Below are 25,824 nucleotides of genomic sequence, written 5' to 3'. Positions count from 1 at the left end.
GGTGTCTCCAAGGTCAGTAGATGATGCGGTGGCACAGCGTGGCGGGGTCCGCCAGAATGCCGGGATAGGCGTCGGGCAGGTCGGCAAACGCCGTCTGCCCCGAGATCAGGGCGTCCAGCCGCGCATCGCGAAGCAGGTCCAGCGCCTTGGTCAGGCGGCGGCGATAGGTCCAGCGCGGCGCACGGTCGGGCAGGATCCCGCCCACCTGCGTGCTGACGATGCGCAGGCGTCGGCTGTGGAACGCGCCGCCCAAGGGCAGGGCCACCTGTTCGGCGCCGTGCCAGCTGGCTTCGGCGATGGTGGCCTGCGGCCCGGCCAAGGACAGCGCCAGCACCAGCCCGGCTTGCGATGCGCTGGTATGGATCACCACGTCCTGATCACCGGGGGCATCATCGGGGGTTGTAAAGGCGCAGCGCAGGTCGCGCGCGATGGCGGCTCGATCGGGCAGGGGGTCGATCACCGTAACCTCGGCCCCCGGCAGTCGCGCGGCCAGAGAGGCCGTCAGCAATCCCACCAGCCCACCACCGACCACGGCGATGCGGTCACCCGCGCCCGCGCCGCTGTCCCACAGGATGTTTAGCGCGGTCTCCATGTTCGCGGCCATGATCGCGCGTTCAGGCGGCAGTGCGTCGGGCAGCGGGATCAGCGCATCCTCCGGCAGGCGAAATTCGGTCTGGTGGGGGAACAGCGAAAAGACCATGCGACCGGCAAGCGCCCCGTCGGTTGCCTGACCGACATTGGCATAGCCGTACTTGACCGGAAACGGAAAGTCGCCTTCCTGGAACGGCGCGCGCATGCGGTCATGTTCGCTGGACGGCACCTTTCCCGACAGGACCAACCGTTCCGTGCCCCGGCTGATGCCGGAAAACAGGCTGCGGACATGGATGCCGTCGCCGACCTGCGCGGGACGCAACTGCGCCTCGCCCGGTGCGGTGCACCAGAGTGCGCGGGCCGTCATGCCAGCAGATGTCCCGACTTGCGCGCCTTGGTGTCCAGATAGCGGGTGTTCTCGGGGCCGCGGCCAACCTTGAGCGCGACTCGATCTACGACCTCGATGCCCTCGCTGTCCAGGCGGGCGATCTTGGCGGGGTTGTTGGTCATCAGGCGCACGCGGCCGATCCCCATCTGGCGCAGCAACGCGGCGCCGGTGCGGAAATCGCGTTCGTCATCCTCGAACCCAAGGCGGTGATTGGCCTCGACCGTATCCAGTCCCTGATCCTGCAGGCTGTAGGCGCGCATCTTGTTGGCAAGGCCGATGCCACGGCCTTCCTGGTTCAGATATAGCAGGACGCCGGTCCCGTTCGCTTCCATAGCGCTCAGGGCGGCTTGCAGTTGCGGGCCGCAATCGCATTTCAGGCTGCCCAGCACGTCGCCGGTGAAGCAGGCGGAATGAAGGCGCACCAACACCGGCTGGCTGCGATCGGGTGTGCCGACCTCGACCGCGTAATGCTCGGGGCCGCCGTCGGGCGCGCGGAACACGTGCAGCCGTCCGTTTCGTGCCGCCAGCATGGGCACGCGGGCATCCGACACGGGGCGGGGATCGCGGGGCAGCAGGATCTGGTTCAGGACGTCATCGGCGGCCAGGATGCCCAGATCGTTGCGCAGGGCGGTCTCGACGACATCGGGGCCGGTCACGACCAGAACGGCGGGCAGCAGTTCGGCCGCCTTGACCAGACGGATGGCGGCGCGGTGCAGCGGGGCTGGGGCGTGCTGCGGTGCCTGGGGCACGGCGGCCGATGCGGGCATCTGGCGCGACGGATCGGCCAGCGCCTGGATCCAGTCCAGACGCGCGCCGGCGGGAACCGGGATCAGGGCGACCTCACCCTCGTGGGGACGATGGCGCAGGGCGTCCGCGCGACGGGCCGTCAGCACCAGTTCGCCCCCGGAACCAAGGGCCGCGAACCGTTCCGGCGACAGCGTCTCGACCGGCAGGATCAGTGCAGCGGCAGGCTCGCCCAGCAGCACGACGGGCAGGCCAAGCCTGAGGTCGGAGACCATGCGCGCAACCCGTTCGGCCGTGCGCAGCGCCAGCGGATCACCGGTCGCGGTGACCGAAAGCGCAGCGGGGGTGGTCGGGGGAAATACGTGCATTGGTCAACCTTCGTCCCTGCAAATTGAGGTGTCACGCAAGTCGCAACGTCTTGAAACACGTAGCAGTTCCGCAAAGGTTGCGGCGTTGTGGCAGAATGTCGCAAAGTTTCGCGCGGCATTTCGGCACGCCCCGGTTTTCTGGACGCGGGCCGCCGATGGCCCTAGGCTGCGACCGTTCAAACCTGAGGATACCCGATGCAACTGCGTGCCTATCTGGGGCTGATCCGGTCGCTTGCCATCTATTATAATCCGCTGCGGCGCAGGCAGCTGCGGGCGTTCTACGGCGGGCTGCTGCAACCGGGCGACCTGGCCTTCGACATCGGCGCGCATGTGGGCAGCCGGGCGCGCGCCATGCGGGCCGCCGGGGCGAGGGTCGTGGCCTGCGAACCGCAGGAGCCGTTCGCGGGCTTTCTGCGCCGCAGCCTGCCGCGCGACATCGTGCTGGTGCAGCAGGCCGTGGGCCCGACGGAGACGGTGGCCCGCATGGCGGTGTCGTCGCTGCATCCGACGGTGTCGTCGCTGAGCACCAGCTTTGCGGCCGAGGCGGCCGCTGCCCCCGGCTTCGAGCATGTCCGGTGGGACCGCAGCCAGGAGGTGCGGATGACCACCATGGACGCGCTGATCGCGGCGCATGGCCTGCCCGATTTCGTCAAGATCGACGTCGAGGGGTTCGAACTGGACGTGCTGTCCGGGCTGGGCCAGCCGCTGCCGATGCTGTCGGTCGAATACCTGCCGGCGTTCCGCGACCGGACGCTGGCGGTGATCGACCGGCTGCAGGATCTGGGCCCCTACCGCTTCAATCCGGTGACTGGCGAGGCGGGCGGGTTCCTGTGGGACGACTGGCGCGACGCGGATGCCGTGCGCGCTTGGCTGAAGGGCCTCGACCCGCAGGGCGGGTCGGGCGATCTTTACGCGCGGCTGGCCTAGCGGTCCGCACGCAGCGCCGCGGCCAGTCGGTCGAAGATCGGCACCGGGGCGGTGATGACGGTCCCCGTCTCCTCGGGGCGTTCGTTGGGGGTCCAGCCTTCGACCCGCATCCCGGCCTCGCGGACCAGGACCAGACCGGCACTGATGTCCCAGGGACGCAGGCGGCGTTCCCAGAACCCGTCCAGCCGCCCGGCAGCCACATAGGCCAGATCCAGCGCCGCGGCACCCATCCGGCGCACCCCCGCCGTGCCCGGCAGCACCCGCGCCAGGTCGGCCGCGTGATCGTCGATGTAAGGCATGTTGCCGAACGGCAGGCCCGTCCCGAACAGCGCCGCGTCAAAGCCCGGCGGCGCGGCAGGGTCCAGGCGGCGCCCGTTCAGCTGCAGCCCCGACCCTGTCATGGCGCTGAACGTTTCCGCCTTCAGCGGGTCGTGGACCACGCCCAGCACCAGCTGCCCGTCCTGTTCCAGCGCGATGGACACCGCCCAATGCGCGATCCCGCGCAGAAAGTTCGTCGTGCCGTCCAGGGGGTCCACGATCCAACGGCGCCGGCCGGGACGGGCGTCGGTCTCCTCGCCCAGCCAACCGTCGTCGGGGTTGGCGCCCAGCAGGCGGTCGCGCAGCAGCGCCTCGGACTGGTGGTCGGCCTGCGACACGAAGTCGCCCTGACGCTTGGCGTCGATGGTCAGCAGGTCGCGGTCGTTCCAGTGCGCCTGCAGCAGCGCTCCGGCTGCATGGGCGGCGTCGATCGCCAGGGTCAGGTCATCGGTGGTACCCATCGGAGATCCTTTCAGGGGGCGGGCCGCATGCCCCCTGCGGAGGCAACGGGGGCGTATCAGGCCCCCTACACGGGATTATCAGTTGCACGATGCGCACCAAGGGGCAATCTGCGCGCAGCACCGCCCGGCGACAAGGGCGGCAGGAGGCCGACCGACCCCAGGCCCGTCACGGGAGAATACAGACCATGCGCTTCGTCAAGGCAACCATCGGCGCCATCGTGATCATCGCCGCGGCCGCCGGGGGCATGACGCTGTCGGACCGTCTGGTGAGCGAACCCGAACAGGCCCGCCGCCCGTCCGACGGCGCCGGAGAGGCGGTGCCGGTCGAGACCGTGGCCGTCCAGACCGCGCGGTTCGTCGACAGCGTCCGCGCCGTCGGCACCGCACGTGCCCGCAGCGCGGTCGAGCTGATGCCCGAGGCGAGCGGCCGCATCACCCGCATCGCCTTTCGCCCCGGCGCACAGGTCGAACGCGGCGATGTCCTGCTGGAACTGGACGACCGCGCCGAACAGGCCGATCTGGCAGCCGCCGAGGCGACCCTGGCCGAGGCCGACGCCGCCTTTGCCCGCCAGGAACAGCTGAACGCAAGCGGATCGTCGTCGGACGCCGCCTTTCAGACCGCCCGCGCGGCCCAGCTGCGCGCCCAGGCCGAACGCGACCGCGCCCAGGTCCTGCTGGAGGATCGCCTGCTGCGCGCGCCGTTTTCCGGCGTCATCGGCCTGACCGACCTGGTCGAGGGGCAGATGCTGGACAGCGGCACCCCCATCGCCACGCTGGACGACCTGGAGGTGATCGAGGTGGATTTCGGCGTGCCCGAGACGCTGTTGCCGCGCCTGGCGGTCGGGCAGGGGGTCCAGCTGCGGTCCTCGGCCTGGCCCGACCGGGTCTTCGACGCGACGATCAGCCTGATCGACACGCGGGTCGATGCCGCCACGCGGTCGATCGCGCTGCGCGCGCAGATGCCGAACCCCGACCGCGCCCTGACCGGCGGGATGTTCCTGCAGGTCGAGCTGGTCCTGGATCAGCGCGAACGCCCCGCGGTCCCCGAATCCGCGCTGAGCGTCGAGGGCGATGTCCAGCGTGTCCTGATCGTGCAGGGGAACGAGGCGGCCTGGGCCGACATCCAGGTGGGCCAGCAATCCGACGGCCTGGTCGAGGTCCTGGCGGGCCTGGACCTGGGCACCCAGATCATCGTGTCGAACCTGCACCGCGTCGACGCCGGCACCGTCGTCACCGCCACGCCGCGCCCCGACCGGACCGCCGCCGCCGAACCCCTGGTCGGAGCCGACGGATGAGCGTCCCTGATTTCGCCCTGCGCCGCCCGGTCTTCGCAACCGTCATCAACCTGCTGATCGTGCTGATCGGGGCGGTGGCCATCACCCGCCTGCCGGTCCGCGAGCTGCCCTCGGTCGAGGCGGCCGAGGTCAGCGTCCGCGTGAACTATACCGGCGCCGCGCCCGATGTGGTCGACAACCAGCTGGCCACGGTGATCGAGGGCGCGCTGGCCGGGGTCAGCGGCGTGACCGCCATGCGCACCAGCTCTGACCGGGGACGGATGCGCAGCGTGCTGACATTCGATCCGGGACGCGACATCGACAGCGCCGCCAACGACGTGCGCGCCGCCGTCGAACGGGTGCTGAACGACCTGCCCGACGGGGCGGACACGCCCCGCGTGGAAAAGAACGACGACGAGGGCGACCCGGTGATCCGGCTGGCCCTGTCCAGCCCCTCGATGACGCCGCTGGAACTGTCCGATTACGCCAGCCGCTTCATCACCGATCGCCTGGCGCGCCTGCCCGGCGTGGCCAATGCGCAGATCTTTGGCGAGCGCGCGCCGTCGATGCGCATCTGGCTGGATCAGTCGCGCATGGCCGCCTATGGCATCACCACCAGCGACATCATCGGCGCGCTGCAGGCCAACAACGTCGAACTGCCCGCGGGCCAGATCGAGACGAACGCCCGACAGCTGCAGGTGCTGGCGCAGACGCGCTTTACCTCGGCCGACGTGTTCCGCCAAGTCGTGCTGCGCGACGAGGGCGGGCGCCCTTTGCGCCTTGGCGACGTCGCGCGGATCGAGGAGGGGGCCGAGGACACCACGACCATCTATCGCGCCAACGGCACCGTGGCCCTGGGCTTGGGCGTCCAGCCGCAGGCGCAGTCGAACACCGTCGCCATCTCGACCGCCGTCCGGGCGGAACTGGACCGCATCCGCGACACCCTGCCCGACGGCATGGCGCTGACCATCACCACGGACGAGGCGGTGTTCATCGAAAGCTCGATCGAACAGGTCCTCAAGGTGTTCCTGGAGGCGGTGGCCCTAGTCACGGCGGTGATCTTCCTGTTCCTGGGGTCGCTGCGGCTGTCGCTGGTGCCCATCGTGACCATCCCGGTATCGGCCTTGGGCGCCGCATTGGGGATGCTGGCCCTGGGGTTCACGATCAACATCCTGACGCTGTTTGCGTTGATCCTGGCGATCGGCCTGGTCGTCGACGACGCCATCGTCGTGCTTGAGAACATTCAGCGCCACCGCGCCATGGGCAAGTCGCGGGCCGAGGCCGCGCGGCAGGGCGCGGGGCAGGTCAGCTTTGCCGTCATCGCCACCACCGCCGTGCTGATTGCTGTCTTTGTCCCGGTCAGTTTCATGGACGGGGAACTGGGCCAGCTGTTCGCGGAATTCGGCATCGTGCTGGCCATTGCGGTCGCCGTGTCGGGCCTTGTCGCGCTGACCCTGTCACCGGTGCTGGCCGCGCGGGTGATGCCGCGCGAAGATCGTCCGAACCTGCTGACCCGCACAATGAACCGGGCCATCGTCTGGCTGGAACGCGGCTATGACCGCATCCTGCGGGTGCTGATCGCGCGGCCCGTGGTCATTCTGGCGGGCACGGCCTTCCTAGTCGCCGGGGCGGTGTCCGTCTATCAGGCGCTGCCGCGCCAGCTGACCCCGGACGAGGATCGCGGCAGCTTCCGCATCATTCTGAACGCGCCCCAGGGGTCGAACCTGGAATATACCGACGCGGCGACCCGGAAGGTCGAGGCGATGATCCAGCCGATGCGCGATCAGGGCATCGTGGAAAACGTCACCGCCATCGTCGGGCTTGGCGCGAATGCGCGCCGGGCGCTGCTGTTCGTTAACCTGTCGCCGTGGGACGGCCGCGATGTCAGCGTGGAGGAGGTCATGGCCGACCTGCGCCCGCAACTGTCCGCGATGACCGAGGTGTCGACCTCGATCCGCCCGTCTGGTGGCCTGGGCCTTGGCGGCGGCAGCGGAAGCATCAGCTGGTCCATCGGCGGGCCGGACCTGGACCGCGCCGCCGCGTGGGCCGAGGACGTGGCCGCCCGACTGGCCGATGCGCCGGGCCTGTCCGGGATCGAGGTCGATTACGCGGCCAACCAGCCGGGCGCGTCGCTGGACATCGACCGCACCCGCGCCCAGGACCTTGGCCTGGACAGCGAAACCGTGGCCCAGACCCTGCAGGTGCTGTTCGCGTCCCGCACCGTCGGTGAATACACCAGCGACGGCCGCCAGTACCCGGTCATCCTGCAGGCGGCCCCCGAAGACCGCGACAGCGTTCAGGACATGCTGTCCGTGCTGATCCGCAACACGCGCGGCGACCTGATCCCGCTGTCGGCCTTTGCCGACGTCACGACCGGGGCCACGGTCCCGTCGATCGCGCGGAACGACCGCCTGATCTCGGTCAACACCGAGGCCGATCTGGTCGAGGGGACCGACCTGGCCCGCGCCATCACCCTTGTCGAACAGGCCGCGGCCGAGCTGCCGGCGGGCGCTCTGCTGGTCTGGCGCGGTCAGGCGGCGGATTACCAGGAGAACCAGGGCGGCGTCGCGACGGTCTTCGGAATGGCGCTGCTGATCGTGTTCCTGGTGCTGGCGGCGCAGTTCGAGAGCTTTCGCACGCCGCTGACGATCATGCTGACGGTGCCCCTGGGCCTTGCGGGGGCGGTGGCGACGCTTCTGCTGACGGGGGCGTCGGTGAACATCTTTTCACAGGTGGGGATGATCCTGCTGATCGGGATCATGGCCAAGAACGGCATCCTGATCGTCGAGTTTGCCAACCAGCTGCGCGAGGAGGGCCGCGATTTGGTCACCGCCGCGCGCGAGGGGGCGGTGACGCGCCTGCGGCCCGTGCTGATGACGACCATCGCCACGATCCTGGGAGCCGTGCCCCTGGCGACCGCGACGGGGGCGGGGGCGGAAAGCCGCCGCGCCATCGGTGCGGTCATCGTGGGCGGGCTGTCGCTGGCCTTCGTGCTGACGCTGCTGCTGACGCCGGTGATCTATGTGCTGATCGAACGGATCGGGCGCCGGGACGTGCCCGCAACCGATCCTCAGCCCGCGGAATAGCGGTCAGTCCCGCCCCGCGATCATCTCCAGGATGACGCCAAGCGACGTGCCCATATGCGCCCGCATCAGGTCGGCCGCGCGATCCGCGTCGCGCGCCGTGATCGCCCTCAGGATCGCGCGATGTTCCGCCCGCGAGGTTTCGATGCGCGCCGCGCGGACCTGGAACTGCGCGTTGCGCCACGGCAGGCTGCGCCGGTTCAGGTCGGCCAGCAGGTCGGCCAGCACGGCGTTTCCCGCGCCTTGGCGCAAGGCCTCGTGAAAGCGCATGTTGGCCTGGGCGTAATCCGCGCCGGGCAGGTCGTCGCGGTCCAGGATGCCCGCCAGCAGCGCATGGTCGGTCGGGGTCATCCGCAGCGCGGACAGGCTGGCGCACAGCGCCTCCAGTTCCGCCAGGGCCTCGAACAGGTGGCGCAGGGCGTCGCTGCCCATGCGGCGCACCAGGAACGCCCGGCGGGGGCCGCGTTCCACCAGCCCTTCGGCGGCCAGCCGCTGCAACGCCTCGCGCACCGGGGTCCGGGACAGGCCGAACCGCGCGGCAAGGGTCGTCTCTCCCAACGGATCGCCGGGACGCAGCGTGCCCGCGATGATCTGCGCGGAAAGCGCACCGTGGATCTGATCGGCCGAACGGATGGGAGGCATCGGGAATTCCGTCAATTGTATTCCTGTGCCTGCAACATGTATACATACCGCAGCCGCTTGACCATGTGATTCCTCGCCGGAGAGCCTGTTCCATGACCGCATTCGATTTCCTGTCGGGCCGCAGGCCGTCCACCCTTGCCGGTCGTGCGATGGTCGCCACCTCGCACCCGCTGGCCAGCGCGGCGGGCCTGGCCATCCTGGCCGAGGGAGGGAACGCGGTCGACGCCGCCATCGCCGCCAGCGCGGTGCAGGCGGTAGTCGACCCGTTGATGACCGGGATCGGCGGCGACTGCTTTGCGCTTTATGCACCGGCAAACGGGCCGGTGCGCGCACTGAACGGGTCGGGCCGCGCCCCCGCCGCGGCGACGGTCGAGGCGCTGCAGGCCGCGGGTCTGACCGACACCATTCCCCAGACCAGCGCGCATGCGGTGACCGTGCCCGGCGCAATCTCCGCGTGGTGCCGCCTGCATGCCGATCTGGGCCGCCTGCCGCTGTCGCGCCTGTTCCGCGACGCGATCGGCTATGGCCGCGACGGGTTTCCCGTCACCCCCCGCGTCGCCCAGGACTGGGCCGAAGGGCAGGCCACCGTCGCAGGCGATCCGCATGCGGCGGCGCATTTCCTGCCTGTCCCGGATGCCGGCGCCCGCTTTGCCCAACCCCTGCTGGCCGACCGCTTGGAGGAGATCGCGGCCCATGGTCCGGCCGCCTTCTATCAGGGCGACACCGCGGCACGCATGGTCGCGCATCTGCGATCCTTGGGCGGGCTGCACACCCAGCAGGATTTCGCGGATGCCACCGACGGCGCCGAATGGGTCGACCCGATCAGCGCCCGCTATCGCGGGTTCGACGTCCATGAATGCCCGCCGAACGGGCAGGGGCTGGCCGCGCTGTTGATCCTGAAGATCATCGAGGGGTTCGACATGGCCGCGCTGTCCGTGGCCGACCGCATCCATGTCCAGGCCGAGGCGACGAAGCTTGCCTATCATCACCGCGACGAACTGCTGGGTGATCCCGATCATTGCGCTGGCCTGACCGAGGCGCTGATGTCGGAGGCCGCCATCACGGCCCTGCGCGCCCGCATCGACTTGGCCCGCGCCCAGGCCCCGGCCCTGTGGGACGAGCCCGAGCACAAGGACACCATCTATCTGTGCGTCGTGGACGCCGCGGGGAATGCGGTGTCCTTCATCAATTCGATCTTCCACGGCTTCGGGTCCGGGCGGCTGGACCCCGCGACCGGCGTGCTGTTCCAGAGCCGCGGTGCGTCGTTCCGTCTGATCCCCGGCCATCCGAACGCGATCGGCCCGCGCAAGCGCCCGATGCACACGATCATTCCCGGCGTGCTGACCCAAGGCGACCGCACGGTCATGCCCTTTGGCGTGATGGGCGGACAGTACCAGGCGGCGGGCCACGCGGCCTTCCTGTCGGCGGTGATCGACCGCGGCCTGTCGCTGCAGGCGGCCATGGACGAGCCGCGGACCTTTGCCACCGACGGCGTGCTGCAGGTGGAGCCGACCCTGCCGCAGGACATCTGCGACGACCTGGCCGCGCGCGGCCATGTCATCAAGCGCCTGACCGGCCCGATGGGCGGGGCGCAGGCGATCCGCATCGGCGACGGCCTGCTGGAAGGCGGGTCGGACAGCCGCAAGGACGGCATGGCCATCGGCCTGTAAGGAGACGGACATGGGCTTTCTGAAACGCATCGGAATCGACAGCTATATGCTGATGCTGCTGGGCACCGTCATGGTGGGCCTGGTGCTGCCGGCGCGGGGCGTGGCGGCCGACGCCCTGGGTCAGGTGACCTATTGGGCGGTGGCGCTGCTGTTCGTCCTCTACGGGGCCAAGCTGGACCCCGCTTCGGTCAAGGCGGGGATGCTGAACTGGCGCCTGCAGGGACTGACATTCGCCGCGACCTATCTGATGATCCCGGTGCTGGGCATGGCATTCGCGCTGATCTTCGGCGATCTGCTGGGACCGCAGGTCACGCTGGGGCTGGTGTTCCTGGCGGTGCTGCCCTCGACGATCCAAAGCTCGATCGCCTTCGTGTCGATGGCGGGGGGCAACGTCCCCGCGGCGATCTGCGCGGCGTCGCTGTCGAACCTGGTCGGCGTGGCGCTGACCCCGGCGCTGGTCGCGGCGCTGTTGAAGACCGGAGAGGGCGGCGTCAGCCTGGACGCCGTGCTGCGCATCGGCACGCAGATCCTGCTGCCCTTCGTCCTGGGCCAGGTCCTGCGCCCGTGGGTGGGGGCGTTCGTGCGCAACCGCAAGACGCTGACCCTGGTCGTGGACCGGGGCGCGATCCTGCTGATCGTCTATTCGGCCTTCAGTGCGGGCACGGTGTCGGGCCTGTGGGCGTCGATCCCGCCGACCGCCCTGATCGCGCTGATCGCGGTCATGCTGGTGCTGCTCGCCTGCGTCTTCGGAATGATGGCCGGGGCGGGCCGCGCATTCGGCCTGCCGCTGGAGGACAGGATCGTGCTGTTCTTCTGCGGGTCCACCAAGAGCCTTGCGACGGGCCTGCCCATCGCCACCGCGCTGTTCCCGGCCGAGACGGTCGGGGCCACCGTCCTGCCCGTCCTGGTCTATCACATGGCGCAGCTGCTGATCTGCGCGATGATCGCGCAGAACCGGGCGCGGCGGAACGCCACGGCCCTGGTGGCGTAAGGGCGAAAAGACATGGGAACCGGGTTGCCCGGCCCACGTTGCCTTGGACCCAGCACCGCGGTCCAAGGAGCCCCCAATGGCACAACGCCCCGCCGCCAGGTTGTCCGTCAACGGCCAATCCCATGAATATCACGGCGACCCCCGCCGCAGCCTGCTTGACGTCCTGCGTCTGGACCTTGGCCTGACCGGCACCAAGAAGGGCTGCGACCATGGTCAATGCGGCGCCTGCACCGTCATCGTCAACGGCCGCCGCATCAACTCCTGCCTGACGCTGGCCGTCATGCATGACGAAGATGAGATCACCACGATCGAAGGCATCGGCACGCCCGATGCGCTGTCGACCCTGCAGGCGGCCTTCGTGGCCCATGACGGGTTCCAGTGTGGTTATTGCACGCCGGGCCAGATCTGTTCGGCCACCGCGATGATCGAGGAGATCCGGCAAGGCTGGCCCAGTGCCGTCACTGCCGATCCGGCCGACAAGCCCGCCGTCGCCGATGCCGAGATCCGCGAACGGATGAGCGGCAACCTGTGCCGCTGCGGCGCCTATGACAACATCCTGGCCGCCATCCGCGACGCCATGGCCCAGACGGAGGCCGCGCAATGAAGGCATTCGAATACGAACGCGCGGGTGATCTGGCGCAAGCCGTCGGCAACCCCGCGATGCTGATCGCCGGCGGCACCAACCTGCTGGACCTGATGAAGCTGGAGGTCGCGACCCCGGATGCCCTGCTGGACATCACCCGCGTCGGCCTCAAGGAAATCACCTCCGAGGGTGCCGGTCTTCGCATCGGCGCGCTGGTCAGCAACTCGGACTGCGCGGCGCATCCGCGCCTCCGTGCCGACTGGCCGCTGCTGTCGCGCGCCATTCTGGCCGGTGCCAGCCCGCAGTTGCGCAACAAGGCGACGATGGGCGGCAACCTGTGCCAGCGCACGCGCTGCGGTTATTTCATGGACGGGCGGTCGCCTTGCAACAAGCGCGAACCGGGCACAGGCTGCGCGGCGCAGGGTGGCGTGAACCGCAACCATGCGATTCTGGGCGCGTCCGACGCCTGCATCGCGACCTATCCGGGCGACATGGCCGTGGCCCTGTCGGCCCTGCGCGCCACGGTCGAGACCGAAGGCCCTGACGGCACGCGTGAAATTCCGATGCGCGATTTCCACCGCCTGCCCGGAGACGATCCGTCGCGCGACAACGTGCTGAAGGCGGGTGAGGTCATCACCGCCATCCGCCTGCCGGCACCGTTCGGGGGGCGTCAGCTGTATCGCAAGGTGCGCGACCGGGCATCTTATGCCTTTGCGCTGGTGTCCGTGGCTGCGGCGGTCCGCATGGACAACGGCCGCATCGACGCCGCGCAACTGGCGTTCGGAAGCATTGCCCACAAGCCGTGGACCGACGACCGCGTCGAGACGCTGCTGGTCGGGGAACGCCCGACGCCCGCGCTGTTCGACAAGGCCGCGGATCTTCTGCTGGAGGATGCGCGCGGCCAGGGACACAACGATTTCAAGATCACGCTGGTCCGCCGCGCCCTTGCGGCCGTACTGGCGGAAGCCACGGGGGAATGACGATGAGCGATACCTATGACACCCCCGACACCCGCGACATGCTGGATCGCACCCGCCAGGGGGTGATCGGCAAGCCGCTGAACCGGCCGGAAGGCCCGCTGAAGGTGGCGGGCACCGCGACCTATGCCGCCGAATATGCACGCGAGAACTGCGTCGAGGGCGTGCTGGTCGGCGCGACGATCAGCACCGGTCGGGTCAGGAAGATCAACCGCGACGTCGTGATGGCGATGCCCGGCGTTCTGGCCGTCTATTCGTCGGAACGGATGCTGCGCCGTGCCGCGCAGGGTACCGCGGGCGAGGCCCCCGAGCAGGACGTCTCGAAGGTCGACTTTCCGATGCAGCCGGTGGCCCTGGTCGTCGCCGAGACGTTCGAGCAGGCGACCAATGCCGCAAAGGCGCTGGACATCGAATACGAGGACCAGTCCGGCGAGGCGCAGTTCCTGCCGGATGCCGCCGATGCGGAACCGGCCGCAGATCCGATCAAGGCGGGCAATCTGGACAAGGCCATGCGCGACGCCGCGCATTCCGTCGATCTGACCTTCACAACCCCCGGCCATGCCAGTGCCGCGATGGAACCGCATGCGGCGGTCGCGGAATGGGACGGCAAGGATCTGACCCTGTGGGGCAGCCTGCAGATGCTGAGCTACAACGTGGCGGAATTGGCTGACAGCCTGGGGATCGACCCCAAGCACGTGCATCTGCTGTCGCCCTATGTCGGCGGCGGGTTCGGGTCCAAGCTGGGCATCTCGCACGAGGCGGTCGCCGCGGCGATTGCCGCCAAGGAACTGGGACGCCCGGTCCGTGTGGTCATGAGCCGCCAGCAGGTGTTCCAATCGATCATGCGCCGGTCCGAAACCGAACAGCGCATCCGTCTGGGCTGCGGCCCCGACGGCCGCCTGATCGCCTTCGCCCATGAGGCGCTGGTGTCGAACCTGCCCGGGGAAAGCTTCTCCGAACCGGTGACGCAAGCCTCCGAGTTCCTCTACGCCGGCGAGAACCGCCTGCTGGCAGTGCGCAAGTCCGACATCACCCGTCTGACCGCCGGTTCTGTCCGGGCGCCGGGCGAGGCCGTCGGCATGCAGGCCCTTGAGGTCGCGATGGACGAACTGGCCGAAGCCACCGGCATCGACCCGGTCGAATTGCGCAAGCGCAACCTGCCCGACGAGGTGCCGGGCGAGGGTACGCCCTATTCCTCGCGCAGACTGGTCGAGGCTTTGGACGCCGGCGCTTCGGCCTTTGGCTGGGACAAGCGCAACGCCACACCCTGCGCGCGGCGCGAGGGTGAATGGTGGATCGGCATGGGCGTGGCATCCGCCGCCCGCGTGAACATCCTGGCCAAGGCCGAGGCCCGCGTGACCCTGACCGCCGATGGCCATGTGGTGGTCGAGACCGATCACACCGACATCGGCACCGGCAGCTATGCCATCCTGGGTCAGGTCGCAGCAGAAATGCTGGGCCAGCCGATCGAGCGCACCACCGTCCGTCTGGGTGACAGCCGCCTGCCGTCCGGCGCCGGTTCGGGGGGCAGCTGGGGTGCGTCGTCGACAGGTTCGGCGGTGTTCCTGGCCTGCGAGGCGATCCGCGCGACCCTGGCGCAGGCGCTTGGATGTGCATCCGACGACCTGCTGCTGCAGGACGGCAAGGCCTGGGCCGAGGGCGTCGAGCCGCGTCCCGTGACCGACCTTCTGTCCGAGGATCTGACGCGGACCGGCAAGATCGAACCGGGCAAGCTGATGGAGAAGGTCAACCAGTCGACCTATGGCGCCTTCTTCTGCGAGGTCGCGGTCAATGCCTTCACCGGAGAGACGCGTCTGCGCCGCATGACCGGGGCATTCGGCTTTGGCCGGGTGCTGAACGCCAAGACGGCGCGGTCGCAATGTCTGGGCGGCATGGTCTGGGGCATCGGCAGTGCATTGACCGAGGAGTTGTCCTTTGACAGCCGCGACGGTCATCTGGTGAACCACGACTTGGCCGAATACCATGTGCCGGTCCATGCGGACATTCCCGACATGGAGGTCATCCTGCTGGAGGAGCGTGATCCGCACGCATCGCCCATCCAGGCCAAGGGTGTCGGCGAACTGGGCATCTGCGGGGCGGCGGGGGCGGTGGCAAACGCCATCTACAATGCCTGCGGCGTGCGTCTGCACGAATTCCCGATGACGCCGGACAAGCTGCTGGCCCATCTGCCCGATCCCTTCGCCCCGGCGGCGTGATCGCATCCGGGGGCGGTGCGCCGCCCCCGAACCCCTGACAGGAGCCCGACATGTCCGACGACCAGCCCAAGACCGACGACCGCGTTTTCTCCTATGACGGCCCCGTCGGGGGGTGGGGATCGGCAAAGGGGATGGCCCAGGTGGCCCGTGCCGCAAAGCCGGGGCCGGGCGCGTTGGAAACCTTGCGGGGTCAGAACAAGGCGGGCGGCATGATGTGCGCGTCCTGCGCCTGGGGCAAGCCGCCCAACCCGCATGTCGTCGAATTCTGCGAGAACGGCGCCAAGGCGACGCTGTGGGACCTGACCTCGGAACGCTGCGGGCCCGACTTCTTTCTGGATCACACGGTGGCCGAACTGGCAACCTGGTCCGAATACGACTTGGAGATGGCGGGACGGCTGACCCACCCCCTGCGCTATGACGTGCCCAGCGACCGTTATCTGGAAACCACGTGGGATGAGGCCTTTGCCGAGATCGGCCAGGGCCTGCGTGCGCTGGACCCCAAGACCGTGACATTCTATGCCTCCGGCAAGGCGGGGCTGGAGGCGTCGTTCCTCTATGGGCTGTATGCGCGTGCTTATGGGCATGTGAACCTGCCCGACAGCTCCAACATGTGCCATGAGACGACATCCGTGGGGCTCAAGACCGTTGTCGGATCGCCGGTCGGCACCTGCGTGCTGGAGGATTTCGATCATTGCGACATGATCCTGCAGATCGGCCAGAATCCCGGCACGAACAGCCCCCGCATGCTGCACCCGTTGCAGCAGGCGGCCAAGCGCGGCTGCTGCATCGTCGCCATCAACCCGCTGCGCGAGAAGGGTCTGCTGGAATTCGCAAACCCGCAAAGCCCGTGGCAGATGACCGTGGGCGCACCCACCGAGATCGCCGACCGCTATCTGCAGGTGCGCGCGGGCGGCGACATCGCCGCATTGACCGGTATCGCCAAGCATGTGCTGGCGTTGGAACGCAGCCAGGGCGGCGTGCTGGATCATGACTTCCTGAACAGGCATGCACATGGGTTGCAGGATTGGATGGATTGGGTCGATGCGACCGACTGGACCGAACTGGAACAGGTTAGCGGCCTGACCCGCGCGGCGATGGAGGGGATCGGTGCGATCTATGCCCGGTCGCGCGCCGTGATCGGCGTCTATGGCATGGGCCTGACGCAACATGTCCATGGGTCGGCCGCCATCGGCGCGCTGGTCAACCTGCTGCTGTTGCGCGGAAATATCGGGCGCAAGGGTGCGGGCTGCAGCCCGGTCCGTGGCCATTCCAACGTGCAGGGGCAGCGCACCGTCGGCATCACCGAAAAGCCCGAACTGGTCCCGAACGACCACCTGCGCGCGCTGTTCGACATGCAGCCGCCGATGGAGGAGGGGTGGAACACCACCGCCTTTGTCGAGGCGCTGCTGGAAGGGCGGGCCACGGGGTTCGTGGGCTTGGGTGGCAACCTTGCGCGCGCGGTGCCCGACACCGATCGCGTGGCCGACGCCTGGCGGTCGATGCCGTTGACCGTCCACGTGGCGACGCGACTGAACCGCACCCACCTGATGCCGGGACAGGCGTCTTGGATCTTGCCCTGCCTAGTCCGGGCCGAACAGGACATGCAGGGTGGCGTCAACCAGCAGGTCTCGGTCGAGGACAGCTTCAGCCATATCCACGGATCGATCGGCAATCGCACGCCCGCCAGCCCGCACCTGCTGTCCGAGACCGAGATCGTCGCCCGGATGGCCGCCGCGACCCTGGACCCCAACCCCAAGATGCCGTGGAGGCATTGGGCAGGCGATCATGCCCGCATCCGCGCGTTAATCGAGGCGGTCTATCCCGATGATTTCCGCGATTTCGAGACCCGCATGAACCAGCCGGGCGGATTTTATCGCGACAACGCCGCCCGCAACCGCGTCTGGAAGACCGAGAGCGGCCGCGCGCAGTTCACGCGACCCGCCGATCTGGACGCGACCGGCCTTGGCGCGCAGGAAGGCGTGTACCGCCTGATGACGCTGCGGTCGAATGATCAGTTCAACACCACCGTCTATGGCATGTCCGACCGCCTGCGCGGGATCGAGGGCGACCGGATGCTGGTCATGATGTCGCCCGACGACATGGCGGCGGCGGGGCTGGCCGCGGAGCAGCGCATCACCCTCACCTCGGCCGCCGAGGACGGGATCGCGCGGCGGGTCAATGGGCTGCGCGTCATCCCCTATGACATCCCGCGCGGCTGTCTGGCCGGCTACTTCCCGGAGCTGAACCCGCTGTCGCCGCTGTCGCGTGGGGATCTGGCATCGGACACCCCGGCGTCCAAGGGCATCCCGGTCCGCCTGGCCTGATCGGGCATCACCTGGGATCTCACCAGCCGTGGTCCCGCGGCGATCTTTCGGCATAATGCCAGAAAGGTCGCCCGTTCCCCGGCATCCAGCACGCCGAACATTTCGTCCTGACGCAGCCTTGCGGTCTGGCGGATGGTGGCCAGCAGGTCGGACCCGTCCGGGGTCGGATAAAGCCGTTTGGCCCGCGCATCCTGAGGGCAGGGACGTTGTTCGATCAGGCCGCGCGCCTCCAGCAGGGCCAGGGCGCGGCTGACGGTGTTCTGCGGGCGCGGGAACAGATGCAGCAGATCGCGTGCCCGGAGTCCCGGAAAACTGACCGTCGCCAGCAGCGCGGACCAGCATTGCACGGGCATGTCGTGGAAACGCTCGATATGGCGGTTCGTCACCTGGTTGTTGGCCAGCACGACATAGCTGATCGACAGCAGCTCTGACAGGTCGCTGTCCAGCAGCTGCGCCAGCATCGCATCGAGGTCGTCGGTCTGCATCGGCTCCTCCTGCCATGGCCGTCGCGTGGACGCGACGATTGACCGTTGCACAATACATCCAGATGGATCAATTGTAACGCGCATCACGGCCGGCGCGCGGGTTTGTTGCGTCATGCGGCCCCTCTTTGACAGATCCTGATCCGAAAGGCTTGGACCCATGCCGCAATTGCTGGCCTTCTCCATCTTGGCGCTGATCCTGTGGATCGGCGATGTCGTCTCGACCCGGACGCGGTCCTGGCTGCCGTCGGTCTTCGTCTGCGCGATCCTGTTCCTGGTGGGCTACTGGACCTTCTTCCCCGAGGACATCGTCCAGGTCGCGGGGTTCCAGACGCCAATCGTCTTTCTGGCCATGTACCTGCTGATCACCAACATGGGGACGCTTCTGTCCTTCGCCGAACTGGCACGGCAGTGGCGCACCGTCGTCGTGGCGTTGGCCGGAATCGGCGGCATCGTGGCGCTGCTGTTCACACTGGGCGTGATGCTGCTGGACTGGCAGACGGTGGTCGTGGCGACGCCGCCGCTGGTCGGCGGGGTGGTGGCATCGCTGATCATGTCGCAGGCGGCAGCGGATGCGGGCCTGCAGGCGTTGTCGGTTCTGGCGATCCTGATCTACGTGATGCAGGGCTTTGCGGGCTATCCGCTGACCGCCATCATGCTGAAGCGCGAGGGGCGGCGCGTTCTGGACCTGCACCGTGCGGGCCGCTGGCACGGAACGGCACCGGTGGCCGACAGCGCCGATGCGCCGATGCCGCCGCGCCTGTTCGCGCGTCTGCCCGCTGCCTATGACACCGTCTACTTCAAGATGCTGCGGCTTGGAGTCGTGGCCTTTGCGGCCTGGGGCCTGTCCGAACTGGCCGCGCCGGTCGTCACCATCAGCCCCTTCGTGCTGTGCCTGGTCTTCGGCGTCATCGCGACGTCGGTCGGGTTCCTGGAGCGTGAGCCGCTGCGCAAGGCCAATGCCTTCGGCTTTACCGTACTGATCCTGATGGTCTTCATCTTCGACGGGCTGAAGCGCGCAACGCCCGAGATGCTGGGCCAGCTGGCAGTGCCGCTGGTCACCATCATCGCGATCGGGCTGGTGGGGATGTACATCGCGTCCTGGATCGTGGGGCGCCTGCTGGGCATCACGCCCGCGATGGCCTTTGCCTGCTCGCTGACCGCGCTGTACGGGTTTCCCGCCGATTACATCATCACCAAGGACGTCATCGACACGCTGACCGACGATGCCGCCGAACGCGAGGCATTGACCGCGCATCTGCTGCCGCCGATGCTGGTCGCGGGCTTTGTCACGGTTACGATGGTGTCGGTCGTGCTGGCAGGTTTGTTCGTGGGGCTGATCGGATGACAGGATTTGCGGATGCACGCCGGATCGAGGCGCTGATCGATGGCATCGACCGTTTCAACGCAACCCCCGGCAGGGGTACGACCCGGCTGACCTACAGCCCCGAATACCGCGCCGCGCGCGATTTCGTGGCGGGCCAGATGGTCGAGGCCGGGCTGGAGGTCCGAGAGGACGCCGTCGGCAACGTCTTTGGCCGGCTTGAGGGCAGGCGCCCGGATCTGGCGCCGATCCTGGTCGGATCACATCTGGATTCGGTGCCCAACGGCGGGCGGTTCGACGGCCCCGCGGGCGTCGTGGCGGGGATCGAGACCGCGTTCCTGTTCCGCGACCTCGGCCTGCAGCCGGATCGCCCCGTCGAGGTGGTGGCCCTGATCGAGGAGGAGGGCACCCGCTTCGGCGGCGGCCTGTTCGGATCGCGGCTGCTGACCGGGCAGGTGGACCCGGCCGGGCTGGACGACCTGCGCGACGATGCGGGCGTGTCGGCCGCGAAGGCGATGACCGATTATGGGCTGGACCCGGCACGGGCGGGGCAGGCGGCCCTGGCGCCCGGATCGGTGCATGCGTTTCTGGAACTGCATATCGAACAGGGCCCGGTGCTGGAAACCGAGGGTCAGGACATCGCCATCGTCGACCGCATCGTGGGGTTGGCGCAGCTGCGTGTGACCGTGCGCGGTCAGGCGGGCCATGCCGGCACCACGCCGATGGATCAACGCCGCGACGCGCTGACCGGTGCGGTCGGCATCCTGTCACTGCTGCCCGATCTGGCGCGGCAGGTGGGGCGGCAATCGGTGCTGACCGTGGGCAAGATGGAGGTGCTGCCCGGTGGTGCGAACGTGATTCCCGATCTGGTGACCTTCACCGTCGATCTGCGCGCCCCCGCCGAGGAGGACGTGCTGCGCCTGATCGAGATGGTGCAGGGCGCCGTGGCGCATGCGCAGGGCAACGGCCTGACCGCCCAAGTGGAACGACAGCTTTATGCCGCGCCCACGCCGCTGTCGGGTCAGATCCACGCGGCCCTGTCCGCGCAGGCCGAGGCGCTTGGCGTGTCGCATCGGGTCATGGTCAGCGGCGCGGGCCATGACGCGATGATCATGGCGGGTTTCGCGCCCACGGGGCTGATCTTCGTGCCAAGCCGGGGCGGCATATCGCATGCGCCCGAGGAATGGACCGACTATGCCCAACTGGCGCGCGGCATCGACGTGATCTTTGCAACCATCCGCCAGATGGCCGGTGCGATGCCGCGCTAGCGTTCCAGGATCAGCAGGTCGCCCTCGAAGCTGACACGGGCAAAGCGGCGCAGATAGGACATGCCCAGCAGGCTGTCCTGCAGTGCGCTGTCGATCACCACGGCGCGCACGTCGCGGTCCACCGCATCGCCGATGGCGAATTCCGCGATCGTCACGGGGGCCGTCGCCACGCGGCCGTTGGCCGTCACCGCCTGGCCGCCAAAGCGCAGCGTGTCGGGGTCCAGCCCGATCGCACGCGCATCGTCGCGGCTGAGTGCGACGCTGGTGGCGCCGGTGTCGACGATGAAGTCGATGGGCGTGCCGTTCAGCACGGCTTCCAGGTGGAAATGGCCGCCGGGGCCTGCGGGAACCTCGATCCGGGCGCCGTTCTCCAGCACCTGCTGGCGGGGGCCATAGGTCTGCTGCCACCAGTCGTATCCGGCGGCCAGCCCGGCGATGATCACCGCCCACATCAGCAGCGCGCGCAGGGCGCGGCCGCCCCGGCCCGCGAATTCGAACACCATCGCGCCGCCGATCACGACCAGCAGCATCGCATAGAAGGCCAGGCGGGCGATGTCGTCGCCGCTCACCCGAACAGGCCCGATCCGCGCAGCCCGTCGATCACGAACTGCACCGACAGCGCCGCCAGCAGCATGCCCAGCAGCCGGGTGACGACCATCACCCCCGTGCGCCCAAGCGCGCGCGCCAGGGGCGTCGCCAGCGCGAACAGGACCATGCAGATGCCCAGCACGATCAGCATCATCAGGTGGACCATGACGACATGACCCACGCCCTGGTTCTCTCCGACCAGCAGGATCATGGTGGCCAGCGCGCCGGGCCCCGCCAGCAGCGGCATGGCCAGCGGAAAGACCGAGGGGTCGTGGCTGGGCTGGTCCCCGTCGGCCTGGCCCTCGCGGCGTTCGGTGCGGCGTTCGAACAGCATGTCCAGTGCGGTCAGGAACAGCAGCAGCCCCCCCGCGATGCGGAAGGCCGAGATCGAGATGCCGATCGCCGACAGGATCGCATCGCCCGTCAGGCCGAACAGCGTCAGCAGGACGGCGGCGATGACCAGCGACCGCGCGCCGATGCGGCGACGTTCCGCCCCCGACTGGCCGGGGGTTAGCGCGATGAAGATCGGGGCCAGGCCGATCGGGTCGATGACCACGAACAGGGTGACGAAGGCGGTCAGGTACAGCTGCAGGTCCATGCGGCCCTTATCGCGTGCCGCGCCGCCCCTGCCAAGCCGGGACGCGCCGTCAAAATCGCGTCATCGCAGGCTGCGCCGGAGGGGGGCGGGGCTTTATCGCGCCGGGTGGGCTTTCAACGGCTGCGGACTGGGCCTATAGTTGGTTGCAGTCCTTGAAATCAGGTCAACGGCCTGACACCGGTACGGAGAACTGAAATGCACGCACCGTCCCCCATGGCCCTTCTGGTCATCGCCATCGTCGTCCTCGTCCTGTTCGGACGCGGCAAGGTTTCGTCCCTGATGGGCGAATTCGGCAAGGGAATCACCGCCTTCAAGAAGGGCCTGAACGATCCTTCCGCCGAACAGACCGCCGACAAGCCTGCGGCAAGCCTGGACACCCCGACCCAGCCCGTCGCACCGGTCCACACCGTCCCGGGCACCGATGCACGCGACGTGACGCCGCATACCGACACCCGCACCTGAACCGTGCGCCCCAAGGTCGAGTGCCCGAATGCTTGATATCGGCTGGAGCGAGTTGCTGCTGATCGGGGTGGTCGCGCTTGTCGTCATCGGCCCCGAGGATCTGCCCAAGCTGTTCCATACGCTTGGGCGGCTGACCTCGCGCGCCCGATCGATGGCCCGCGAGTTCACCAGCGCAATGGAGGATGCGGCCAAGGCCAGCGGCCTGGACGACGCGGCCAAGGGGATGAAGAACCTGTCCTCGATGACCTCGAAGAACAGCCGTGGCCTGGACGCGCTAGACCGCGCGGTCACCAAGTTCGAGAAGTGGGACCCCAAGACCAACATGGGCCAGCGCATCCAGCCAGACCCCGCGGCCCCGGTCGCGGACAAGGGGGCCGATGCGGCCATCCCCGCGGCGCCCGCCGCACCGACGGTCCAGCCTGCGAACACGGCCACCCAGCCTGCCGCCGACGTGGCGCCTAATCCCGATTCGCGCCGCCGCATCTCCGGCGTGCGGCGGACGGACACGAAGGACCTGTAAGTGTCAGCGCATACCCCGATCGACGACGATCTCGACGGCAGCTCGGCCCCCCTGATCGAACATCTCAAGGAACTGCGCACGCGGATCATCTGGTCCGTGCTGGCCTTGGTCGTGGCGATGATCCTGGCCTATCTGGTCTGGAACCCGATCTACAACTTCCTGACCCGGCCCATCTGCGCCGCGCTGGAGGAGCGGGGCCAGGAATGCGGCCTGATCCTGCTGAAGCTGCAGGAGGGCTTCTCGGTCGCGATCCGCATAGCCTTCTTCGGCGGGTTCATCCTGTCGTTCCCGGTGATCGGGTACCAGCTGTGGCGTTTTGTTGCGCCGGGCCTGTACAAAAGTGAACGCCGCGCCTTTCTGCCCTTCCTTCTGGCATCGCCCATCATGTTCGTGCTGGGCGCCGCCTTCGCCTATTACATCATCCTGCCGATGGTCTTCGCGTTCTTCCTGGGCTTTCAGCAGGGTCCGCTGGCCCTGCCGGACGATCCGGCGGCCGTGGCGGGCGAGGGAAGCCGACTGGCCGGCATCGTGTTCCAGGGTTCTGTCAGCGAGTATCTGACCCTGACCACGCGGTTCATCCTGGCCTTTGGCCTGTCGTTCCAGCTGCCGGTCGCGCTGGCGCTGCTGGGCCGGGCGGGGCTGGTGTCGTCGCAATCGCTGGCCAACACGCGCCGCTATGCCGTGGTGATCATCCTGACGCTGGCCGCCTGCCTGACGCCGCCCGATGTCGGCAGCCAGCTGGTGCTGTTCTCGGTCGTCTATGGCCTTTACGAGATCTCGATCCAGATCGTCCGCCGCATCGAGGTGGTGCGCGAGCGTGACCTGCGGGCCCAGGGCCTGTGGATCGAGGATGACGAATGACGGCTGCGCTGACGCGCATCGCCGATGCGCTTGAACGGCTGGCCCCGCCGGCCGTTCCGGTGCCCCGGTTCGACGAGGCCACGGCATTCGTGTGGCAGGCCGACCCCGACCGGCTGGTGCCCGTGGCGCATGTCGCCGGTGTGCCGCTGGACCAGCTGATCGGCATCGACCGGTCGCGGCGCACGCTTCTGGACAACACGCTGCAGTTCGCGCGCGGCCTTGGGGCGAACAACGCCCTGCTGTGGGGCGCGCGCGGCATGGGCAAGTCGTCGCTGGTCAAGGCGGTCCATGCCGAGGCCGTGGCCCAAGGCCTGCCGCTGGTCCTGGTCGAGATCGCCCGCGACGACCTGCATTCGGTCGGACGGCTGCTGGCGATCCTGGGCGCGGCACCCGAGCGGCGCTTCGTGCTGTTCGCGGACGATCTGTCCTTCAGCCACGACGACACCCAGTACAAGTCGCTGAAGGCGGTCCTGGATGGCGGGATCAGCGGGCGGCCCGCGAACGTGATCCTCTATGCGACCTCGAACCGCCGCCACCTGATGCCGCGCGAGATGATCGACAACGAACGCGCCAGCGCCATCCACCCCGGAGAGGCGGTCGAGGAGAAGGTGTCCCTGTCCGACCGCTTTGGCCTGTGGCTTGGCTTTCATCCCTGCGACCAGGACCAATTCCTGGCGATGATCGACGGCTATTGCGCGGCCTATGGGCTGTCGGTCGACCCCGATGAACTGCGCGCGCAGGCGATCGAATGGCAGGCCACGCGGGGTGCGCGATCGGGACGCGTGGCGTGGCAGTTCTTCACCGATCTTGCCGGGCGCCACGGTCTGGCGGTCTAGGCCGTGCCCGCGCGCGCAGCCACCGTCCTGACGGGGACGCGGATCCGGGAACGCCGCCTGGCGATGGCCCGGCGTCAGGCCGACATCGCGCGCGCCGTGGGCATCTCGCCCGCCTATCTGAACCTGATCGAACACAACCGCCGCCCCGTCGGCGCCGACCTGATCGCCCGCTTGGCCGAGGTTCTGGAGGTTCCCCCCGACGAACTGGCCGAAGGCCGCGAGGAGGTCCGCATCGCGGCCCTGCGCGAGGCTGCGGCCCATCCCGTCGCCGTCGGCACCGTGCCGGAACTGGACCAGATCACCGAATTCCTGGCCCGCTTTCCGGGCTGGTCGGGCCTTTTGATCGCCCATGCGCGGCGGGGCGCCGGATTGGAACGGCAACTGGTCGACCTGTCCGACCGCATGACCCGCGATCCATATCTGCTGACCACACTGCACGAGGTGCTGTCGGCCGTGACCTCGGTCCGCTCCACCGCGGCGATCCTGGTCGAGGAGGGCGAGATTTCCGCCGAATGGCGCCAGCGGTTCCATGCGAACCTGCACCAGGACAGCCAGCGCCTGTCGCTGACCGCACAGGCCCTGGTCGCCTATCTGGACAGCTTCGAGGCCGAAGGTCAGGCCACCACCCCCCAGGAGGAGGTCGAGGCCTGGCTGGCCGAACCCGGCGTTGCGGACCCCGATCCGGGCGATCTGACCTCGGATGCGGCGCGGGCGATGGCCGCGGATCTATTGGCCGGGATGCTGGACGACCGGGACGCGTTGTCGGACCGCGCGCTGACCGAGGCGATCCCCGCGGCGGGAACGCCGCCCGACCCGGTTCGGCTGGCCGCGCGGCTTGGCCAGCCCCTGGACCTGGTGATCCGGCGGCTGGCCGATCTGCGCCCCGAGGGGTTCCAGGGCGCGGGCCTGCTGGTCTGCGACGGATCGGGCGTCCTGACCCTGCGTCGCGCCGCGCAGGGTTTTGCGCTGCCACGGCCTGGGGACAGCTGTGCGCTGTGGCCGCTGTATCATGCCCTGGCGGTGCCGCAGTTGGCACTGGCACGGATCGTCGTCACCCCGGATGGGCGCGCGTTCCGCACCCTGTCCTTTGCGCAGCGCCGTCAGCCCCTGGGCCTGGACGGCCCGCTGCTGACCGAGGCGCTGATGCTGATCCTGCCGTTCGACGGACCACCCCCCGACGATGCACTGCCCATCGGGCCCGCCTGCCGGATCTGCCCGCGTGCCGACTGTCCGGCGCGCCGCGAACCCTCGATCCTGGTGCCGCAGGGCGGGCAGGCGCAAAGGTCCCTTTGACACGGGGCCGTGATCCGGCCCATGATCCGCCCCGG

General features: G+C 68.7%; 23 protein-coding genes. 16 read left to right on the top strand and 7 right to left on the bottom strand.

Going from position 1 to position 25,824, the window contains the following annotated elements; translation table 11 throughout:
* Nucleotides 1–13: 13 nt before the first annotated feature.
* Together EOJ32_RS12740 and ribA are read right to left on the bottom strand one after the other, a co-directional pair.
* Entirely contained in the window at nucleotides 14–958 is a 945-nt protein-coding gene (locus tag EOJ32_RS12740; RefSeq protein ID WP_127898813.1) for a zinc-binding alcohol dehydrogenase, read from the bottom strand.
* Nucleotides 955–2,091: a GTP cyclohydrolase II gene (gene ribA / locus EOJ32_RS12735; protein WP_127898812.1), complete on the bottom strand. Its 1,137-nt coding sequence runs from the start codon at nucleotides 2,089–2,091 to the stop codon at nucleotides 955–957. Before ribA ends, EOJ32_RS12740 begins: the two co-directional genes overlap by 4 nt.
* A gap of 195 nt (nucleotides 2,092–2,286) precedes the next feature.
* Between ribA and EOJ32_RS12730 the strand changes: the two genes are divergently transcribed.
* Complete coding sequence (locus EOJ32_RS12730; protein ID WP_164871443.1) at nucleotides 2,287–3,018, top strand: FkbM family methyltransferase; 732 nt, start codon at nucleotides 2,287–2,289, stop codon at nucleotides 3,016–3,018.
* Here the strand turns inward: EOJ32_RS12730 and EOJ32_RS12725 are convergent.
* Nucleotides 3,015–3,797 carry an inositol monophosphatase family protein gene (locus EOJ32_RS12725; protein WP_127898811.1) on the bottom strand — a complete coding sequence of 261 codons (783 nt, stop codon included), beginning with the start codon at nucleotides 3,795–3,797 and terminating at the stop codon, nucleotides 3,015–3,017. The genes EOJ32_RS12730 and EOJ32_RS12725 overlap by 4 nt on opposite strands.
* A gap of 185 nt (nucleotides 3,798–3,982) precedes the next feature.
* Between EOJ32_RS12725 and EOJ32_RS12720 the strand changes: the two genes are divergently transcribed.
* Nucleotides 3,983–5,092 carry an efflux RND transporter periplasmic adaptor subunit gene (locus EOJ32_RS12720; RefSeq protein ID WP_164871442.1) on the top strand — a complete coding sequence of 370 codons (1,110 nt, stop codon included), beginning with the start codon at nucleotides 3,983–3,985 and terminating at the stop codon, nucleotides 5,090–5,092.
* Nucleotides 5,089–8,157, top strand: a complete 3,069-nt coding sequence (locus EOJ32_RS12715) for an efflux RND transporter permease subunit (protein WP_127898809.1) — start codon at nucleotides 5,089–5,091, stop codon at nucleotides 8,155–8,157. The genes EOJ32_RS12720 and EOJ32_RS12715 overlap by 4 nt, the downstream gene beginning before the upstream one ends.
* Before the next feature lie 3 nt (nucleotides 8,158–8,160).
* Here EOJ32_RS12715 and EOJ32_RS12710 read toward each other — a convergent pair whose 3' ends face one another.
* Nucleotides 8,161–8,796: a GntR family transcriptional regulator gene (locus tag EOJ32_RS12710; RefSeq protein WP_127898808.1), complete on the bottom strand. Its 636-nt coding sequence runs from the start codon at nucleotides 8,794–8,796 to the stop codon at nucleotides 8,161–8,163.
* Nucleotides 8,797–8,888: 92 nt separating this feature from the next.
* Between EOJ32_RS12710 and EOJ32_RS12705 the strand changes: the two genes are divergently transcribed.
* From EOJ32_RS12705 to EOJ32_RS12680, 6 genes are all read left to right on the top strand, one after another.
* A complete protein-coding gene (locus tag EOJ32_RS12705; RefSeq protein WP_240542431.1) occupies nucleotides 8,889–10,466 on the top strand; it encodes a gamma-glutamyltransferase family protein in 1,578 nt (525 codons plus the stop codon).
* Nucleotides 10,467–10,476: 10 nt separating this feature from the next.
* Nucleotides 10,477–11,457 carry a bile acid:sodium symporter family protein gene (locus EOJ32_RS12700; RefSeq protein WP_127898807.1) on the top strand — a complete coding sequence of 327 codons (981 nt, stop codon included), beginning with the start codon at nucleotides 10,477–10,479 and terminating at the stop codon, nucleotides 11,455–11,457.
* Between the two features lie 76 nt (nucleotides 11,458–11,533).
* Nucleotides 11,534–12,061 carry a 2Fe-2S iron-sulfur cluster-binding protein gene (locus EOJ32_RS12695; protein ID WP_127898806.1) on the top strand — a complete coding sequence of 176 codons (528 nt, stop codon included), beginning with the start codon at nucleotides 11,534–11,536 and terminating at the stop codon, nucleotides 12,059–12,061.
* Nucleotides 12,058–13,020 (top strand): xanthine dehydrogenase family protein subunit M, encoded by a 963-nt coding sequence (locus EOJ32_RS12690; RefSeq protein WP_127898805.1) that lies wholly within the window; start codon nucleotides 12,058–12,060, stop codon nucleotides 13,018–13,020. The genes EOJ32_RS12695 and EOJ32_RS12690 overlap by 4 nt, the downstream gene beginning before the upstream one ends.
* The gene (locus EOJ32_RS12685) at nucleotides 13,017–15,233 is read left to right on the top strand and encodes a xanthine dehydrogenase family protein molybdopterin-binding subunit (protein ID WP_127898804.1); all 2,217 of its coding nucleotides are present in this window, start codon (nucleotides 13,017–13,019) and stop codon (nucleotides 15,231–15,233) included. Before EOJ32_RS12690 ends, EOJ32_RS12685 begins: the two co-directional genes overlap by 4 nt.
* Nucleotides 15,234–15,283: 50 nt before the next feature.
* Nucleotides 15,284–17,557 (top strand): FdhF/YdeP family oxidoreductase, encoded by a 2,274-nt coding sequence (locus tag EOJ32_RS12680; protein WP_127898803.1) that lies wholly within the window; start codon nucleotides 15,284–15,286, stop codon nucleotides 17,555–17,557.
* Here EOJ32_RS12680 and EOJ32_RS12675 read toward each other — a convergent pair.
* A complete protein-coding gene (locus tag EOJ32_RS12675; protein WP_127898802.1) occupies nucleotides 17,461–18,042 on the bottom strand; it encodes a MarR family winged helix-turn-helix transcriptional regulator in 582 nt (193 codons plus the stop codon). The genes EOJ32_RS12680 and EOJ32_RS12675 overlap by 97 nt on opposite strands.
* A 157-nt stretch (nucleotides 18,043–18,199) precedes the next feature.
* Here EOJ32_RS12675 and EOJ32_RS12670 point away from each other — a divergent pair, with 157 nt between their 5' ends.
* Nucleotides 18,200–19,387 (top strand): hypothetical protein, encoded by a 1,188-nt coding sequence (locus EOJ32_RS12670; RefSeq protein ID WP_127898801.1) that lies wholly within the window; start codon nucleotides 18,200–18,202, stop codon nucleotides 19,385–19,387.
* Nucleotides 19,384–20,631: a Zn-dependent hydrolase gene (locus EOJ32_RS12665; RefSeq protein WP_127898800.1), complete on the top strand. Its 1,248-nt coding sequence runs from the start codon at nucleotides 19,384–19,386 to the stop codon at nucleotides 20,629–20,631. Before EOJ32_RS12670 ends, EOJ32_RS12665 begins: the two co-directional genes overlap by 4 nt.
* Here EOJ32_RS12665 and EOJ32_RS12660 read toward each other — a convergent pair.
* Nucleotides 20,628–21,200 carry a TIGR02281 family clan AA aspartic protease gene (locus EOJ32_RS12660; RefSeq protein WP_240542430.1) on the bottom strand — a complete coding sequence of 191 codons (573 nt, stop codon included), beginning with the start codon at nucleotides 21,198–21,200 and terminating at the stop codon, nucleotides 20,628–20,630. The two genes, EOJ32_RS12665 and EOJ32_RS12660, sit on opposite strands and share 4 nt — an antisense overlap.
* On the bottom strand, nucleotides 21,197–21,817 hold the full coding sequence (locus EOJ32_RS12655) for a MarC family protein (protein WP_045998899.1): 621 nt from the start codon (nucleotides 21,815–21,817) through the stop codon (nucleotides 21,197–21,199). The genes EOJ32_RS12660 and EOJ32_RS12655 overlap by 4 nt, the downstream gene beginning before the upstream one ends.
* A 195-nt stretch (nucleotides 21,818–22,012) precedes the next feature.
* Between EOJ32_RS12655 and EOJ32_RS20435 the strand changes: the two genes are divergently transcribed.
* From EOJ32_RS20435 to EOJ32_RS12630, 5 genes are read left to right on the top strand one after another with little or no spacing between them, the layout of a single operon-like run.
* Entirely contained in the window at nucleotides 22,013–22,279 is a 267-nt protein-coding gene (locus EOJ32_RS20435) for a twin-arginine translocase TatA/TatE family subunit (protein ID WP_045998900.1), read from the top strand.
* A 28-nt stretch (nucleotides 22,280–22,307) separates the two neighbouring features.
* Nucleotides 22,308–22,799, top strand: a complete 492-nt coding sequence (gene tatB, locus EOJ32_RS12645) for a Sec-independent protein translocase protein TatB (RefSeq protein WP_127898799.1) — start codon at nucleotides 22,308–22,310, stop codon at nucleotides 22,797–22,799.
* Entirely contained in the window at nucleotides 22,800–23,660 is an 861-nt protein-coding gene (tatC, locus tag EOJ32_RS12640) for a twin-arginine translocase subunit TatC (protein ID WP_045998902.1), read from the top strand. It begins immediately after the preceding gene.
* On the top strand, nucleotides 23,657–24,496 hold the full coding sequence (locus tag EOJ32_RS12635; RefSeq protein ID WP_127898798.1) for an ATP-binding protein: 840 nt from the start codon (nucleotides 23,657–23,659) through the stop codon (nucleotides 24,494–24,496). The genes tatC and EOJ32_RS12635 overlap by 4 nt, the downstream gene beginning before the upstream one ends.
* Before the next feature lie 3 nt (nucleotides 24,497–24,499).
* Nucleotides 24,500–25,789, top strand: a complete 1,290-nt coding sequence (locus EOJ32_RS12630; protein WP_280115160.1) for a short-chain fatty acyl-CoA regulator family protein — start codon at nucleotides 24,500–24,502, stop codon at nucleotides 25,787–25,789.
* The last annotated feature ends 35 nt before the right edge of the window (nucleotides 25,790–25,824 follow it).

The organism is Paracoccus sp. Arc7-R13 (assembly GCF_004010775.1).
Taxonomy (GTDB): domain Bacteria; phylum Pseudomonadota; class Alphaproteobacteria; order Rhodobacterales; family Rhodobacteraceae; genus Paracoccus; species Paracoccus marcusii.
The sequence above is the reverse complement of the archived record's forward strand: the minus strand, read 5'-3'. Positions and strand labels throughout refer to the sequence as shown.